The sequence below is a fragment of the Saccharopolyspora taberi genome (assembly GCF_039534165.1).
Classification (GTDB): Bacteria; Actinomycetota; Actinomycetes; order Mycobacteriales; family Pseudonocardiaceae; genus Saccharopolyspora_D; species Saccharopolyspora_D taberi.
Window position 1 is genome coordinate 110,619 of sequence record NZ_BAAAUX010000013.1, and the last position, 15,678, is coordinate 126,296.

Annotated in this window: 13 protein-coding genes, 1 tRNA gene and 1 pseudogene; 4 read left to right on the forward strand and 11 right to left on the reverse strand. The window is 68.8% G+C overall.

The window, feature by feature from the left end:
• Positions 1-436: 436 nt before the first annotated feature.
• The gene (locus tag ABD691_RS13865) at positions 437-625 is read left to right on the forward strand and encodes a hypothetical protein (protein ID WP_344680062.1); all 189 of its coding nucleotides are present in this window, start codon (positions 437-439) and stop codon (positions 623-625) included.
• A gap of 221 nt (positions 626-846) precedes the next feature.
• On the opposite strand, the gene tgmC is transcribed toward ABD691_RS13865, so the two are convergent.
• From tgmC to ABD691_RS13900, 7 genes are all read right to left on the reverse strand, one after another.
• Positions 847-2,001, reverse strand: a complete 1,155-nt coding sequence (gene tgmC, locus ABD691_RS13870) for an ATP-grasp peptide maturase system methyltransferase (protein WP_344680063.1) — start codon at positions 1,999-2,001, stop codon at positions 847-849.
• A complete protein-coding gene (locus ABD691_RS13875) occupies positions 1,998-2,942 on the reverse strand; it encodes an MvdC/MvdD family ATP grasp protein (RefSeq protein WP_344680064.1) in 945 nt (314 codons plus the stop codon). The genes tgmC and ABD691_RS13875 overlap by 4 nt, the downstream gene beginning before the upstream one ends.
• Before the next feature lie 6 nt (positions 2,943-2,948).
• A complete protein-coding gene (locus ABD691_RS13880; protein WP_344680065.1) occupies positions 2,949-3,185 on the reverse strand; it encodes a hypothetical protein in 237 nt (78 codons plus the stop codon).
• 307 nt (positions 3,186-3,492) lie between these two features.
• Positions 3,493-3,669, reverse strand: a complete 177-nt coding sequence (locus ABD691_RS13885; RefSeq protein WP_344680066.1) for a hypothetical protein — start codon at positions 3,667-3,669, stop codon at positions 3,493-3,495.
• A gap of 237 nt (positions 3,670-3,906) precedes the next feature.
• The gene (locus tag ABD691_RS13890; protein ID WP_344680067.1) at positions 3,907-5,046 is read right to left on the reverse strand and encodes a helix-turn-helix domain-containing protein; all 1,140 of its coding nucleotides are present in this window, start codon (positions 5,044-5,046) and stop codon (positions 3,907-3,909) included.
• A 238-nt stretch (positions 5,047-5,284) separates the two neighbouring features.
• Positions 5,285-6,427 carry an AAA family ATPase gene (locus ABD691_RS13895; protein ID WP_344680107.1) on the reverse strand — a complete coding sequence of 381 codons (1,143 nt, stop codon included), beginning with the start codon at positions 6,425-6,427 and terminating at the stop codon, positions 5,285-5,287.
• 438 nt (positions 6,428-6,865) lie between these two features.
• Positions 6,866-7,126, reverse strand: a complete 261-nt coding sequence (locus tag ABD691_RS13900) for a helix-turn-helix domain-containing protein (protein WP_344680068.1) — start codon at positions 7,124-7,126, stop codon at positions 6,866-6,868.
• A 144-nt stretch (positions 7,127-7,270) separates the two neighbouring features.
• Here ABD691_RS13900 and ABD691_RS13905 point away from each other — a divergent pair, with 144 nt between their 5' ends.
• Positions 7,271-7,981, forward strand: coding sequence for a helix-turn-helix domain-containing protein (locus tag ABD691_RS13905; protein ID WP_344680069.1), 711 nt, complete (start codon positions 7,271-7,273; stop codon positions 7,979-7,981).
• A 359-nt stretch (positions 7,982-8,340) separates the two neighbouring features.
• Positions 8,341-9,387: pseudogene (locus tag ABD691_RS33745) on the forward strand (site-specific integrase); the annotation flags it as partial.
• Positions 9,388-9,582: 195 nt separating this feature from the next.
• Here ABD691_RS33745 and ABD691_RS13910 read toward each other — a convergent pair.
• A tRNA-Thr gene (locus tag ABD691_RS13910) sits at positions 9,583-9,656 on the reverse strand.
• 134 nt (positions 9,657-9,790) lie between these two features.
• Here ABD691_RS13910 and ABD691_RS13915 point away from each other — a divergent pair.
• Positions 9,791-11,122 carry a hypothetical protein gene (locus ABD691_RS13915; protein WP_344680070.1) on the forward strand — a complete coding sequence of 444 codons (1,332 nt, stop codon included), beginning with the start codon at positions 9,791-9,793 and terminating at the stop codon, positions 11,120-11,122.
• A 34-nt stretch (positions 11,123-11,156) separates the two neighbouring features.
• On the opposite strand, the gene ABD691_RS13920 is transcribed toward ABD691_RS13915, so the two are convergent.
• The 3 genes from ABD691_RS13920 to topA form a co-directional block, all read right to left on the reverse strand.
• On the reverse strand, positions 11,157-12,362 hold the full coding sequence (locus ABD691_RS13920; RefSeq protein WP_425565081.1) for a DNA polymerase III subunit delta': 1,206 nt from the start codon (positions 12,360-12,362) through the stop codon (positions 11,157-11,159).
• A 39-nt stretch (positions 12,363-12,401) separates the two neighbouring features.
• A complete protein-coding gene (locus ABD691_RS13925) occupies positions 12,402-12,785 on the reverse strand; it encodes a hypothetical protein (protein ID WP_344680072.1) in 384 nt (127 codons plus the stop codon).
• A 67-nt stretch (positions 12,786-12,852) separates the two neighbouring features.
• Positions 12,853-15,651 carry a type I DNA topoisomerase gene (topA, locus tag ABD691_RS13930; protein ID WP_425565078.1) on the reverse strand — a complete coding sequence of 933 codons (2,799 nt, stop codon included), beginning with the start codon at positions 15,649-15,651 and terminating at the stop codon, positions 12,853-12,855.
• Positions 15,652-15,678 lie beyond the last annotated feature (27 nt).

Here is a 15,678-nt window from a genome sequence, read left to right on the forward strand (position 1 = left end):
GTGACCATCGCCGACGACACCGCACAGGAGATCCTTGCTGACGCACGGCGTGGTGCGGCCGACACCGAGGCCCGGGCGCCGCAGCCGCACCAGCGGGCCGTCCAGCTGCTCCGCGAGAATCCCTCGAAGCAGGGGCTCATTCAAGGGCGACCGGTTGACCGAATCCGCTAAGGCCTTGACTGAACTTTTCAGATGCACTACATCCTGCCGTACTGGCGGTCGACCTGGCTCGACGCAATCGACACCGATGGGGTCCAGAAGTGGGTCGACAAACTTGTCTCACTCACGGACGAGAACGGCAGTCCGCTCTTGGCTCCAGCGACCGTTCATCGAATCTATGCGGTGTTCTCGGCAATGATGGCGGCAGCCGCCAAAGCGAAGAGGATCACAGCCTCACCGCATCGCTCGCGCATCAGCCGCAGGCGGCCACTTCTCCGTGATCGTCACCGAACGTTACGGGCATCTGGCCTACACCCAGTGGGACGCGATCCGCGCGGCGCACACCCGGAAGCCGGTTGCGAAGGAGTGGTTGGCGCAACCTGCTTCATACGTGCTCCATGCAGACGACACTGCGGCGGGAGCCAAGATCATCGATCTCGCCTCCCGCCGCAGGTCAGCGGGTTGAACCGCAGCAGAGCCGCCTAAGGGAATCGAACCCTTGACCTACGCATTACGAGTTCCGTAGTGATCAAGACGAACACTGATTCGACGGGTCGCTAGAGCCCGTCCCGTCCAGGTCAGGACGTTGATCCGTCCGCCTCACGTGCCCGGATGTCGCAGAGTTACGCGGCGTCCGGGCACGCAATGGGCACGCATCGGGCGCGCACCTCAACCACCCGATCCCCGCTACAGCGAGGTGATCACGTTCGACGGTTCGTCGAGCCACACGCGGTGTTCACCGCCATCGACGGTGAGGCCGAAGCGCTCTCGCGGTGGTCTGCCGAGTGTGTCCCACTGCTGGTGAGCTTTCTCGATGGTGTCCCACAGCCGCGCAGGTCCGCCTTGGCGAACGACGTACTGATCGGATTCGGGCGCGGTGTGGCAAACCCACGACCCGTCGGGTCTGATGAGCCACGTTTCGGACGGTGTCCCGTCAACGGGGGTGAACCCGATCCGGCTGTACGGGCCGGTGTGCAGGGTGGCGAAGAACTCGAACTCACGCCCCGTGGCGACCTTGGCAGGAAGGGCGGAAGCTTCGGGCTCGGTGGTGGCGGCGTCGCGGTGCGGGATGGTGGCGGCCGGCGTCTGCTGATCTCGGGTAGGCATGAACATCCCCGCATCCGGCAAGAACATGCCCTCGGCGTGGCCTTGGATATCGACGGTCAGACGCGCCAGCAGCCCCCCGACCAAAAGCGGGACCAGGATGAGGCCGCCCGGCGCGGTTTGGTCGATCCACGCACCCGGGACGCGGTGCAGGCCGACGGTCGCGATGATCCGGTCGAACGGTGCCCGCTCGGGGCACCCGTCGCGGCCGTCCACGGCGGCAAGGTGCGGGGTATAGCCGAGCTTCGCGAGCCGGTCACGTGCGAGATCCACAAGCGCAGGATCGACATCCACGCTCGTCACGTGATCCGCCCCCAACCGGCGGCAGAGCAGAGCGGCGTTGTAGCCCGAACCGGTGCCGATCTCCAGGACCCGGTGTCCGTCGTGGACGTCGAGAGCTTCGAGCATGAGCGCCATCAACGACGGCGCGGAGCTGGACGACGTGGGCTGTCCCTTGACGATCTCGCCCCGCCGGGCCGCGTGAAGTGCGTCGGTCGTGTTGTCGAGCTGGGTGGTGTGCGCGGTGTTGCGGTACACCCCGTCTCGCCATTCGTCGGTGCGCTCGATGAGCCGCCATCCGGGCCGGTCGGTGCGGGTTTCGAAGTAGTACGGGACGAACACTCCGCGTGGGGTGTCGCTGAACGCGGCGATCCACGAAGGATCACGCAGGATGCCGTCGTCCTGGAGTTGGGCGACGAGGCGGGCGCGTAGGGCTTCGGTATCGGTCGTGGTGGTCACGGAGTCGTCTCCTGGGTAAGGGCGTTGGCGAGCGCGGCGGTGATCTGATCACGTAACAGGTGGTTCCAGGCCCATTGACCAGCGGGATTCGCTTCGAGGAACCGCCACCGACCGGCGTGGTCAACGGAGAAGTCGCAGGCGGCGAACCGCAGGTCGAGACGATCGAGCAGCCGTAGCAGGCCGGCGCGCACGTCGGCGGGTACCTCGACGGGGTGCCAGGTGTTCGCGGCGTGGTCGATCCGCCAGTCCAGCGGGGCCGCGCCGGATTCTGTTCGTGGGATCACCGCGAACACGTGGTCATCAACCCTGGTGACTCGCGCGTCGAATGCCTTGTCGATGCGGTGTTGCAGCATGACCGGGGCGACGCGCACCGACTCGGCGCGGCACTGCTCGGCGGTGACCTCGGTGGCGTAGACGAGACGCGGCTCCCCATCGATCTCGACCGGATTTCCCCGGAAAGCCTTGTAGAGCACCGGTTTCGCGCGGCGGGCGAATTCCGCGGCCGTGTCCGGGTCGTTCGTGATCAGGGTTTCCGGAACGGACAGGCCCACGTCGGCGGCCTGGGCGAGCTGGTAGGGCTTGTGCTCGGCGGCATGAATCGCCGGGGGCCAGTTCACCCACGTCTCGCGGGTAAGGGCTGCGAGCAGGCCCCGCAGCCCCCACCGCTGTTCCGCTTCGATCCACTCGGCGACCTCCCGACTCACCCCGTCCGGCGCGGTGGGGTTGGTGGGTCTCCGGTAGTAAATGCCGGTGATGTCGTCGAGCTTCACGGCGTGGTGCTCGGCGGCGAGAACACCCGTCCAGCGCGGACCGTCGAGCTCGGCGGACACAGTGAGGTCGCCGAGGTCGGCCCGCACCAACGGCACGCCGCGCCGGTTGAGTTCGTCGATCACCACATCGGCTGTGGCGTCGAAACGCTGGGTCAGAACGAGAACCGCCATGTGGGCTCAGTCCTCGGTCCAATCGGTATCGGTCTCACGTCCGCCGTGCCCATCAGTGTTCGAATCGGTCGTAGTCTGCCCGTCCGAGTGCTTGCACCACGGCGTGTTCACCCCGTTTTCGCCAGGGGTGAGCATGATCTGTTGCTGCGGGTCGTAAATGAGCTTGGACAGGTCGACCTCGCTTACCGGAATCGGCTCGCGGGCGGCGACGTCGAGCCCGAACGCGGTCACAGGTGCGCTCATGTCTTTGTTCCTCTCGTTTCCTGCGATCCCTTGGTGATCCTCGGTGTGTCCACGTGGGGCCTGTACCTCCACGCGGGTGGTACACCGACCGGCGCGGGTCGGGGGGCTACTGCCGCGCCGGTCGGCGGTCAACGGCGACGACAGCGGCCGAGCTCAGCGAGCGCCCGACGGTGGCCCTGCCGCACCTGGGCGGCGAGGCCCGGCGTGGGCCGGAGGATGCGCGGGGGCCTGGTGCTCGTCGAGTTCGACGGTTTGGTCGTCGGTGGCGCGGTGAAGTGCGCGCCAGGTGTGCGGGTCGGCAGCGCGGTCACGATGCCCCCCGCCCCGACTTCGGGCCTGTGCAGTTGTCCTCGTGCTCGTTGAGCTCGGCCCTGTCGTGGATCTCGGTGCCGCAGCGGTAACAGGACCTTCCCAGGCGGGCGTGGTACTGCTCGATGGTCTCGCCGGGCCTGCGGCGCATGTGCGGCTTCACCTCGGTGGGCATCTGTCCCCCAACGTCGACGACGGGCAGGTCGAGGGTGGAGGCCCATCGGGCCGGATGCTGATCGAGAGGGGCCTCCACCCTGCCGCCGCTCCAGCAGTCCCAGGCGCTCCGCGCCCACGGGGACGGGCCGGATCGTGCGAGGGGCTTTCGCGGCGTGCTTCCTTACCGTCGTCGTTCGACTACGTGCCGTGTAGTAGGTGCAGGGTGCACACCCTGGTACGCACCCCTGGCGCACCCCTAGGAGGCGGAGGTAAGCGCGCTCATGAGTCCCTCGACCGAGGGCGGTGCGGCGCGGCGCTTCGCTGCGGTGGCCGCGTTGTGTATACGGCGACCCGCTCGCGCCGAGTGGATGTCCTCGGAGAGCGCGAGAACCGTGGTGCCAACTCGTTCAACTTCGCCCCAATCCTCGACGTTGACCAGGGCATCAAGAAGGTTCGCGTTGCCGATGTAGCGGAACCACCGGTAGCCGGCGGGCACCGTGTCGAGCGCAGCGGCGTAGCGGTCGACTGCCGTCGACCAGTCCCCCCGTGCCCGGTAGATCCCCGCTTCGTGCGCGGCAACCTCGCTGCCGGTGATCCACCAGGACCACGACGGGTCGGTCGGGGCGATGCTGTCGTCGGCAGCAACTCTCGCGCGCTGGATCAACTCGACGGCCCCGTCGTTCCCGAGGTCGGCTGCGGCGCGAGCGTGGCGCATCGCCACCATCACCTTCAGCCGGGGTGATAGCCGGTACGCCTGGGTCATGCGAGTGCAGGTGCGCAGCGCCTCGGCCGGGCGGCGTTGCTCTTGGGCGACCAAGGCCATGTTGCCCAGGCAGAACAGTTCCATCGCGGTATCGCCGGCGAGTTGGGCGAGATGCAGCGCTTCGAGCCAGTGATTACGGGCTTGGTCAAACTGCAATGCGTCGAACGCCAGCCACCCGGCGACCTCGCCGAGCTCGGCGGTCACGGCGGTGAAGTCAGATTCCACAGTGGAGTCGTAGCGCCCGGCGGCGAGCAGCCGATTGGCGGAGCGGAACAGCCGGGCCGCGAGCGGGGCAAGTTCGCCCCCGCCATGCTGGCCGTCGAGGGCGACGAGGCGCTGCATGGAGGCGTGCAGACCCGCGACGTAGTCGGCGCTTGCGGGTTGGCCGGCATCAAGTTGGGGCGTGGTCACCGCCGGGATGGCGGCGGTGGCGTGCACCCGGCGAAGGTGCCCGTTTGCTCCCAGCGCGGCGTCGAGCTTCGCGACCGTCGCGGAGTCGGGCGTGACTTCGCCGCTTTCCCACCTGCCGACCGTGGTGCGCACGACGTAGAGCCGCTGCGCGAGCTCCCGTTGAGTGAGCCGGGCAGCCTTCCGTAGACGGCACAACTCGTCGCCAAACGTGGTGCTGTTCATGGAGTTGTCCTCTGCCCCTGGTGTCAGAACCGCCCTGCCCCAGAGCCCCCGGTGATCAGCCGGGGGCGGTGAACTCCTGGGGCAGAGTCGGCATCGAGCGTATCGGGGAGATCACTACCGGTGAACCGCTGATCGACGGCGGGCACGTTCCAGCCCGCGCCCACTCGCGTGCGCGCGAAGGGGTTGGCGTCCGGTCGCTGTCCCGGTTTGGGGCACCATTCGGCTCATTGGGATCAGCTCATGTGCGCTGATCTGATTGAGCTAAACGTGATCCAGACGGGTTGAGGAACCACATGGAGCCTTGGCCGAATCCTTGGCGCTCGCTGGTAACTCCGGCACGTTTGCGAGCGCGTTTGAGGGTGGCCTCGGCGATACCGTCGGCTTTGGCGGCCTTGAAGACGTCGGCGGCCTTGGCGCTGCCGCCGTTGTCGGCGAGGTAGCTCACGAGCCACTCGGCGGCCTCGTTGCGCTCGGACCGTTCCTCGACCGATCCGGTGTCCTGGTTCAGCAAGTCGCCGACGTTCTGGTCGGTTTCGCCGAGAATGACGAAGCGGCCGACATCGGTAGGACCTTCCGGGGTGTCCACGACTGCGGGTTCGACGCGGTAACGGATGCTCGGCAGACCCGACGGCGCGATGTTCGTCTTGATCAGCGACAGCACGCACGATCCGTCTTCGGCTTCGCGGTCGGCGGCGAACCCGATGGCCGAGCGCACCACCTGCCCGAACTCAGCGGACCCGGAGATCATGTGCAGTGGGTTGGCGTCGCCCGCCTTGCGGAAGTGGACGACACCCACGACCGCGATGTTGAGCTCTTGCGCAAGCCGCGCGAGCGGTTCGAGCCCCCGACGCACGACGCCTTGTTTGGTGAGCTCCGAGCTTGTCATGGTCGACAGCAGAGCATCGAGCACGACCAGGCGCGCACCCGTCTCGGCGATCTCTTCGCGCAACTCGTCGAGGTCGACGACGAGCGAGACCGTGGTTTCGTGGCCTTCGTCGGTTTCGGCGTAGAGCTTGCGCACCAGGTCGAGGTCGGCCCCTGCGGCGACGAAGCGCGGCGCGAGCGTGTACGACCAGGCGTCCTCGGTGCCGAGATACAGCACCGGCGACGGCGTGTCGTGCAGCTCGCCGGGCAACTCGCCGCGTGTTACGCGGGCGGCGAGCCACACAGCCCCCTGTGACTTGCCGATACCCGCGTGACCAGCCCACAACGTGATCTCCCCGAGGGGTAGCCGCTGGTCCCACAGGTACTGCCGCCGCTTCAGCGGGATAGCCGACACTGCACGGGACCGGACGCGCCGTCTGGTCCCGCCTGCCTGGTCCATGCCGGCCTCGTCGTATTGGTCGATGTCGACCGACCCGATGTGCTGGTGGGTCAGCATCACGCGGCGTACTCCTGCGGGTTGCTGTAACCAGTGGCGACCCAGCGAGCGACCGCGTCGGGGTCCATGCGGCGGCCTGCCATTGGGCCGGGCTGGGCGCGGCGACGTTCAAGCTCGGCGTACGTGGGCGACGCGGCGATGCGCGCCCAGTTTTCGGCCGCTGAGATCGCCTTGGACGACTCGGAGGCGAGGCACCTCCGGTGCCACTCACGGAACGTCGCGCCGAGCTCGGCATCACGACGAAGCTGGTCGAACTGTGCGCGGGTGAGAACAACCCGAGCGGTCGGGGCTGCTTCCCTGCGGGCGTCTGGGATAGTGGGTGCGGGACTGGTCACGCGAGGGCCTCTCTCGTCAGCGGCGGTGTTCTCTGTGGTGGGGAGGGCCGCCGCTTTCCTTGCCTGGATAGGGTTTTCGCGACTGTTCATGCTGAACTCAGGTTCACGCCGCGTCGCCGCTCTGCACGGCTGGGCTGATGCCGAGCACGGCGAGCACCTCGGCTGTCGGGACGCGGTAGGCGTTGCCAAGGCGCAGCACCCGAACGGGAAACTCCCCGGACCGCGCGAGCTCGTACGCCTTCGTCCGGCCGATGCCGAACGTGCGAGCTGCGCTGACGAGGTCCAGGGACGGCGGTAGTTGGCGCACAGTCTCGGCACTCATGCCGACCGTGATCACGAGCTCCGAGTCCGAAGTTCCGGCCATGAGGGTTCCTTTTGCCTTCCTGCCTGCTAGATATGTTGCAATTTGCACTCTAGCAATGGCACAATGATGCCGTTCGAGGTTGAACGGTACCGATCTCGAACAAGCGTTGCAACTTGCAGATCGAACAATGCCGGAGAGTGCGTTTTGCACGACATCAGCGAGATGATCGGCGAGCAGGTCCAGCGTCACCGCAGACGCCACCAGTGGACTCGGAAGCAGCTCGCCGAGGAATGCCAACGACTTGGGGACCCAGATCTAACCTTCGCCGCCATCACGAGTATCGAGACGGGGCGGCGCGACGAAACCGGTCGTCGACGCCGAGACGTGACGGTCGACGAGCTCGCGGTACTGGCTCGCGCACTCGACGTTCCCCCTGCGCTGTTGCTCTTCCCGATCGACTCGGAGGAAGAGGTCACCTGGTCCCCCGACGCAAGGACGAATCCCTGGTCGGCAATCCAGTGGCTCAGTGGCGCAAAGCCCGCGCCTGACCAGCGTTCTGAGCACCGGCCGGACAGGATGCGCCCCCCACTTGAGGCGTACCACGATCACGAGGACTGGCAAGGCCACTGGTGGCAGTCCTACATGCGATCCCAGTCGTGGGAGGAAAGAGCCGAGAAGGTCAAGTCGGCGGACACGCGGGAAAAGCTACTCGCTGCGGCCGATCTTGAGGACGAATGGCGAATCGACGCCATCGAGGGATGGATCCTCGATGCCCGGGTGGAACTCCTACAAGCTGGGGTAACACCGCCGGAACTGAGCACCGACGGCGAGGCAACCCTGATCAAGCGCGCCAATGAACGCGAAGCGGAGCTGCGCTCGGCTCGTCGGCGCAATTCGAGGGAGGCCACCGAGTGAAAGCGGGAAGCGTAACCCGACGCTGCTACTGCCGTGATGACAGCGGGCGAGCCCTCGGCAAGTCGTGCCCGAAGCTCAAGCGCAAGAACCACGGCGTCTACTCGATCCGACAAGAATTACCGTCCACACAGGACGGAGACCGTCGGACCTTCCGCCGCTCCGGGTACGACTCGGCTGAAACGGCGCGGAGCGACCTGGACAAAGTTCGGGCGCTGCTGGCGATTCCGGAGCAAGACGACGCCGAGAACCGGGAACGCATTGCCGAGCTGCTGGTCACGATCTCGGAGAACAAGGCTCCAATCCCGGACTACGACGAGACCAAGCGGAGGCTCGGCACTGGTCAGAGCCTCACCACTCGAATGACCGTCGCCGAGTGGCTGGACGAGTGGCTCACGGGCAAGCGCACACGGAAGTCCTCCATTGCGCGGTACGAGACCGACATCCGCGTTCACCTCAAGCCGCGTATCGGCTCGATCCCGCTCAACCGTCTTCGGGTCGCGCACCTCAACGAGATGTTCGAGGGGATCAATGAGACCAACGAGGAGATCGAGGCCGCGAATGCGGTACGCCGCCAGGTCGAGGCCAAGCGCAAGGCAGCCATGAGGCGAGCCGAGCAACGGGCCGCACGCGCCGAACTGCGCGCGCTGCCGCCGTTCCGGCGAACGACCGGACCAGCGACGCAGCAGCGTATCCGTGCAACGCTGCGGGCCGCGCTCAACGACGCGATCGCGCAGCAGCTCATCACGTTCAACCCCGCTTCTCATGTGGAGTTGGAGCCGGGCAAACGTCCGAAGGCGCTCGTCTGGACACCTCGGCGGGTAGAGCAGTGGCAGCAGACCGGCGAGAAGCCGTCTCCGGTAATGGTCTGGACTCCGGAGCAGGCGGGATGGTTCCTCGATCACGTCGCCGCCGACCGGCTCTACGCGATGTATCACCTGATCGCCTTTCGAGGACTCCGGCGCGGAGAAGCGTGCGGCGTCCGCTGGACGGACGTCGACCTCGACGCAGGGACGTTGACCGTGGCAACTCAGCTCGTGCAAGACGGATGGTCCGTCGTCGAGAGTGATCCCAAGACGGCGAGTGGGGCCCGCGTGATCGCACTCGACACGGAGACGATCAACGTCCTGCGGACGCATCGGGCAAGGCAGCTCGCCGAGCGGATGGAGTGGGGGCCCGCGTGGGTCGACTCCGGCCGCGTGTTCACGCGCGAGGACGGAACGTGGGTGCATCCCGGCTGGCTGTCCGAGGCATTCGAGCGTGCTGTCCGGGCCGCTGGTCTACCGCCGGTTCGACTGCACGATCTACGGCACGGCGCGGCGACCCTCGCGCTGGCCGGCGGCGCTGATCTCAAGGTGGTTCAGGAGATGCTCGGCCACTCCTCGATCACGATCACCTCTGACACCTACACGAGCGTGCTCCCGCAGGTCGCGCGTGAGGCTGCCGAGGCAGCCGTCCGGCTGGTTCCAAGGGCGCGCACCGGTACCGATGGGCACGCATCGGGCACGCAAAGGCCGTTCGCGGGGGAGGCTGCGCTACCCCGCATCGACCGTCCCAAAAGAAAAACCGCAGGTCACGTGGGTGATCCTGCGGTTTCCCGACGGAGCCGCCTGAGGGAATCGAACCCTCGACCTACGCATTACGAGTGCGTCGCTCTAGCCGACTGAGCTAAGGCGGCGTTGCGGCTACGAGTGTAGCGGCCACGGCATGGCCGTCCGCGCGCACCCTCCGGAAGAAACGACGCGTTACTCCGGCATGTGAGCGTCGTTACAGGAGCAGTGATGGCGATCACTGCGACCGGAGGGATGCTGGATGCGACCACGCCGCCCGTTGCGCCGCCTGGCGGTCTGCGCGACCGTCTCCGCCGCTGTCGCCGGACTGGGACTGCCCGCCGCGCTGGCGCAGGAATCGACCCTGCCGACCACGCCGCGGCCGTCGCCGGAGAACCCGGGGCAGCCCCCGGAATCGGTGCCGGCGAACCACCCGGGGCCGATCGTCGCCGACGCCGGTACCGGCATCGGGCTGATCCGCATCCTCCCGAAGACCGTTCCCACCGACTCGGTGGTCGAGGACCCCGAGTTCGAGGAGAAGCTACCCAAGCAGGCCATCGCCGAGATGGGCATGGGGCTGGCGACCGCGCAGGCCAACTCCGACGCCTACCTGGGGCATGAGCGGGCCATCGCCGACTCCGATCCGGTCGGGTTCAGCTTCCAGGGCACCACACCTCGGACGCCGCTCGGGCTGAGCCAGACCGCCTCGCCCGACCACGACGCGCCGACCGCGGGCGGCCTGCACCCTCCCGCGTCACCGCTGGACGGCGTGGTCAAGCTCGGCGCGATGAACGGCAGCGCGCACGCGCGGTGGGACGACGTGCTCGGGCCCTGCGTGCAGCCGATCTCCGATGCGAAGACGTCGTTGGGCGGGCTGTCCGTGCTGAACGCGCTGCCCGGGGTGGACGGCGCGCTGCTCGACGCGTCCAACTCGCTCGAAGCGCACTCGAACGTCGAGCTGGTCGACGTCGCCGGGCAGCAGGGCAAGGCCGTGCGCGCGACCTCGTCGATGCGGCTCGGCGACGTCAGGCTGTTCTCCGGCACGCCGCAGGAACTCCGCGTCGAGGTCGTCAGCCAGCCCAAGCTGACCGCGACCTCCACCGGCGACCCGGCCACGTCCACTGTGGACTACCAGGCGCCGGTGCTGCGGGTCAGCCGCGGCGACGAGGTGCTCGGCGTGCTCGACGCCGCGAAGCCGCAGCTGGACGTGCCGTTCAGCCAGGACCAGCTCGACCTCGGCGTGCTGCGGATGAGCGTCGGGAAGCTGCGCCAGGACGTGGCGGGCGCGGAAGTCCGCGCCGCGGCCCGGATGTTCGACCTGCACGTGCTGCCCGCCGACAAGATCGGCATCCAGACCTCGCTGGCGCAGATCTCCTTCGGCGAGCAGATCGCGCGCGCCGGCGCGCCCGCCGGAGGCGTGGTCTGCCGCGCGGCGGCTCCGCCCGCTCCGGCGGCCGTGGCCGAGGGGCCGAAGGCCCCACCGCTGGCCGTCACCGACGGCGCGTACAGCGCGATCCCGCTGTTCTGGACCGGCACCGGGCTGCTGCTGCTCGGCTCGATCCTCGTCGCAGCCGTTCCGCGTCGGCGGTCCTGAGAGACGCCACCGCTTCCCCGGGGACGCCGCCTGCTCAGCCGCGGTGCAGCGCGGCGACCATCGCCTCCACGGCGATGATCGGCTTGACGTTCTGGGTCAGCGCGAGCCGGCACTCCAGCACGGCCTCCAGCCGCCGGAGCGTCGACTCCGACGTCCACTCGGCCGCGGCCTTCGACACCGAGCGTGCGAAGTCCGGGTGGTTGAGCGGAGCTGACGCGCCGGAGCGGGTCACCAGCACGTCCCGGTAGAAGCCGGCCAGGTCCACCAGGGCGAGGTCCAACGCGTCGCGCTGGGACCTGGTCGCGCGCGACTTCTGCCGCTTCTCCAGCTCGCGCAGCGCCGCGTTGGCTCCGCGCGTCGCCGACGCCGTGCCCTTGCCGGTGCCGCCCGCGCCCATCGCCGTGCGCAGCTCGTCCTTCTCGGCCTCGTTGCGGTCCTCGTTGGCCGCGACCGCCTCGGTCTCCGACGACTTCACCAGCCCGCTCGCCGCGGTGAACACGTCCGAGAACCGGCGCAGCCCCAGCGGGATGCTCAGCACCGCCTCCCGCCGCTCCCGCGCCTCGGCGTCGGAAGCCAGCCGCCGGGCTCGCCCGATGTGCCCGCCGCTGACCGACGCCGCCCACTGCGCCAGCTCCGCGTCCACGCCGTCCCGCTCGTGCAGGACCTCCGCGATCGATCCCGCCATCGGAGTCTTGAGCTGCACGACCCGGCAGCGGGACCGGATCGTCACCGACACGTCCTCCGGGTGGTCCGACGGCGCGCACAGCAGGAACACCGTCCGGTCCGGCGGCTCCTCCACGGCCTTGAGCAGGGCGTTCGCCGCACCCTCGGTGAGCCGGTCGGAGTCCTCGATCAGCACCACCCGCCACTGCCCGGTGGTCGGGCGGCGGGCCGCGGCCTGCACCAGCGAACGCATCTCGGCGACCGAGATCGACAGCCCTTCCGGCACGACCACGCGCACGTCGGCGTGGGTGCCCGCGAGCACCGTGCGGCACGCCGAGCACTGCCCGCAGCCCACGCCGGAGGTGCATTCCAGTGCGGCGGCGAACGCCCGCGCGGCGACCGAGCGCCCCGAGCCGGGCGGGCCGGTGAACAGCCAGGCGTGAGTCATCGCGCCCGCGGGCGCGGGTTCGTCGCGGGCCAGGAGATCCGCCGCGCGCACAGCTGCCTGCAGCGTCCGCACCGCGTCCGGCTGGCCGACCACGTCAGCCCACACTCCGGCGCTCAGCTCCGGGGTCACGTCCACACCTGGCACTGTACGGGGCCGCCCCGACCGCCCTCACGGACCGAGGACGCCGAACTCCTCCAGGAGGGCGCGGACGATTCCGATCGCCAGCGAGCCGAAGATGACCAGCATGATCAGGACTCCGACGATCCTGCCGCCGATGTTCCTGCGCTGGGCGGGCAGGTTCTGCGCCGGAGCCACCGACGCCTGCTCGGCGTTGCCGTAGGCAGCCGGGACCGACCACTCCGGTTCGGTCGAACGCGACCTGCGCTTCGACCGCACCGCCCGCCGCGCTTCCTCGCTCAGCTCGGCCGGCGGCACCGGCTCCGCGGGCCGCAGCGGCGGATATGCGGTGGTCAGGCCGCTGAGCACGTCCGGGTACACCGTCGACGCGGGCAGCGGCTGGGTGCCGTCCCGGCCGGAAAGGGCGTCGCGCATCGCAGCCTCCCCAGTGTCCGCGGGGTGTCAGCTGAAGTGTCCGCCGGACACCCCGCGAACGCCAGGGTCAGGACTGCTTGGTCGCGCTGGTCTTCTTCTTCGCGGCCGTGCTCTTGGACGCGGTGGACTTCGTCCCCGTCGACTTCGTGCTCTTGGCCCTGGACGTCGTCTTCTTCTTCGCCGGGGCCTTCGCCCGCCGCTCGGCCAGCAGCTCGGTCGCCCGATCGATCGTGATCGACTCGACGTCGTCGCCCTTGCGCAGCGACGCGTTGGTCTCCCCGTCGGTGACGTACGGGCCGAACCGGCCGTCCTTGATCACCAGCGGCTTGCCGGAGTCCGGGTCGTCGCCCAGCTCGCGCAGCGGCGCCGCGGCGGCCCGCCTGCCCCGCTGCTTGGGCTGCGCGTAGATCTTGAGCGCTTCCTCCAGGGTCACCGTGAACATCTGCTCTTCGGTGTCGAGCGACCGCGAATCCGAACCCTTCTTCAGGTACGGGCCGTAGCGGCCGTTCTGCGCGGTGATCTCGTCGCCCGACTCCGGGTCGGTGCCGACCACGCGCGGCAGCGACAGCAGCTTGAGCGCGTCGTCGAGCGTCACGGTGTCCAGCGACATCGACTTGAGCAGGCTGCCGGTGCGCGGCTTGTTCTTGTTGCCCTCGGGCAGGACCTCGGTGACGTACGGGCCGAACCGGCCCTCCTTGGCCACCACCTCGTGGCCGGTCTCCGGGTCGGTGCCCAGGCTGCGGCCCTCCATCGGGGTCGCGAACAGCTTCTCGGCGACACCGATGTCCAGCTCGTCCGGCGGCAGGTCGTCGGGCAGGTTCGCCCGCTGCGACTCGCTGTCGCTCAGCGGACGCTCCAGGTACGGGCCGTACCGGCCGACCCGGACGTAGACCGTGCGGCCCTCGTCGTCGGTGAACATCGGGATCGAGTTCACCTCGCGGGCGTCGATCTCCTCGACCCCGGAGCCGACGAGCTTCTTCAGCCCGCCAGCGCGGCCGATCGAGTCGTCCGGCCCGACCTCGCCGCCGAAGTAGAAGCCCGACAGCCACTTGGTGCGCTGCTGCCTGCCCTCGGCGATGCGGTCGAGCTCGTCCTCCAGCGCGGCGGTGAAGTCGTAGTCGACGAGCCTGCCGAAGTGCTTCTCCATCAGCCCGATGACCGCGAACGCCACCCACGACGGGACCAGGGCCGAGCCCTTCTTCCAGACGTAGCCGCGCTCCTGCACGGTGCTGATGATCGAGGCGTAGGTCGACGGGCGGCCGATGCCCAGCTCCTCCAGCGCCTTGACCAGGCTGGCCTCGGTGTAGCGCGGCGGCGGGTTGGTGCTGTGGCCGTCCGGCGACAGCTCCGGCGCGGTGACCGGCTGGTCCTGGGACAGCCGCGGCAGCCGGGACTCGGCGTCGTCGGCGACCCCGCCGACCTCCGAGTCGACCGCCTCGACGTAGGCCTTGAGGAACCCGGCGAAGGTGATCGTGCGGCCGGAGGCGGCGAACGTGCACTCCTCGCCGTCGGCCGCGGTGCCGGTGATCCGCACCGACAGCGTGGTGCCCTTGGCGTCGGCCATCTGGGAGGCGATGGTGCGCTGCCAGATCAGCTCGTAGAGCTTGTAGCCGTCGGCGTCGAGCTCATCGGCCACCTGGCCGGGGGTGCGGAAGCTCTCGCCCGCCGGGCGGATCGCCTCGTGCGCCTCCTGCGCGTTCTTGACCTTGCGGTTGTACTGCCGGGGCTGCGGCGAGAGGTACTCGTCGCCGTAGAGGTCCATGGCCTGGTTGCGAGCCGCCGTGATCGCCGTCTCCGACAGCGTCGTGGAGTCTGTTCGCATGTAGGTGATGTAGCCGTTCTCGTACAGCTTCTGCGCGGTGCGCATCGTCCGGTCCGCCGAGAACCGCAGCTTGCGGCCCGCCTCCTGCTGGAGGGTCGAGGTCATGAACGGCGCGTACGGCTTCCGCGTGTACGGCTTCTCCTCGACGCTGGACACGGCCAGGCCGGCGTCGGTGAGCCCGGCAGCCAGGCGGCGGGCCTCGGCCTCGCCGAGCAGCCGCACGTCGGAGTTCTTCAGCCTGCCGTCCGGCCCGAAGTCCCGGCCGGTGGCCAGCCTGGTGCCGTCGACGCTGACCAGCCGCGCGCCGAAGCGGCGCGGGTCGGCGTCCTCGCCCGCGTCCATGGTCGCCGAGATGTCCCAGTACTCGGCCGGGACGAACCTGATCCGCTCGCGCTCCCGCTCGACCACGATCCGGGTCGCCACCGACTGCACGCGGCCCGCCGACAGCCTCGGCATGACCTTCTTCCACAGCACCGGGCTGACCTCGTAGCCGTAGAGCCGGTCCAGGATGCGCCGCGTCTCCTGCGCGTCGACCAGGTCCTGGTCCAGGTCGCGGGGGTTGGCCGCGGCGGCCTGGATCGCCGACTCGGTGATCTCGTGGAAGACCATCCGGCGCACCGGCACCTTCGGCTTGAGCGTCTCCATCAGGTGCCAGGCGATGGCCTCGCCCTCGCGGTCGCCGTCCGTGGCGAGGTAGAGCTCGTCGACTTCCTTCAGCTTGTCCTTGAGGTCGTTGACCGTGGCCTTCTTGTCCCCGGTGACCAGGTACAGCGGCTCGAAGTCGTTCTCCACGTCGACGCCGAGCCGGGCCCACGGCTGGCCCTTGTACTTGGCGGGCACTTCGGCGGCGCCGCGCGGGAGGTCGCGGATGTGGCCCTTGGACGACTCCACCACGAAGTTGGAGCCGAGGTAGGAAGCGATCTTGCGGGCCTTCGCAGGCGACTCGACGATCACCAGCCGCCGCACTCCGGCGCCCGCCCCGTTGGCGGACCCCGAAGACCGGCCAGTGCCGCCGTTCTTCTTCGTCCGTGTCGACCCAGCCACGCTTACCTGCTCTCTACTCGCGGAGGC

Coding starts and splice junctions, on each gene's coding strand:
- ABD691_RS13875 (WP_344680064.1), bottom strand. CDS start 2,942: ATGGCGGTTCTCGTTCTGACCCAGCGTTTCGACGCCACAGCCGATGTG.
- ABD691_RS13880 (WP_344680065.1), bottom strand. CDS start 3,185: ATGAGCGCACCTGTGACCGCGTTCGGGCTCGACGTCGCCGCCCGCGAG.
- ABD691_RS13885 (WP_344680066.1), bottom strand. CDS start 3,669: ATGCCCACCGAGGTGAAGCCGCACATGCGCCGCAGGCCCGGCGAGACC.
- ABD691_RS13890 (WP_344680067.1), bottom strand. CDS start 5,046: ATGAACAGCACCACGTTTGGCGACGAGTTGTGCCGTCTACGGAAGGCT.
- ABD691_RS13895 (WP_344680107.1), bottom strand. CDS start 6,427: ATGCTGACCCACCAGCACATCGGGTCGGTCGACATCGACCAATACGAC.
- ABD691_RS13900 (WP_344680068.1), bottom strand. CDS start 7,126: ATGGCCGGAACTTCGGACTCGGAGCTCGTGATCACGGTCGGCATGAGT.
- ABD691_RS13915 (WP_344680070.1), top strand. CDS start 9,791: ATGCGACCACGCCGCCCGTTGCGCCGCCTGGCGGTCTGCGCGACCGTC.
- ABD691_RS13925 (WP_344680072.1), bottom strand. CDS start 12,785: ATGCGCGACGCCCTTTCCGGCCGGGACGGCACCCAGCCGCTGCCCGCG.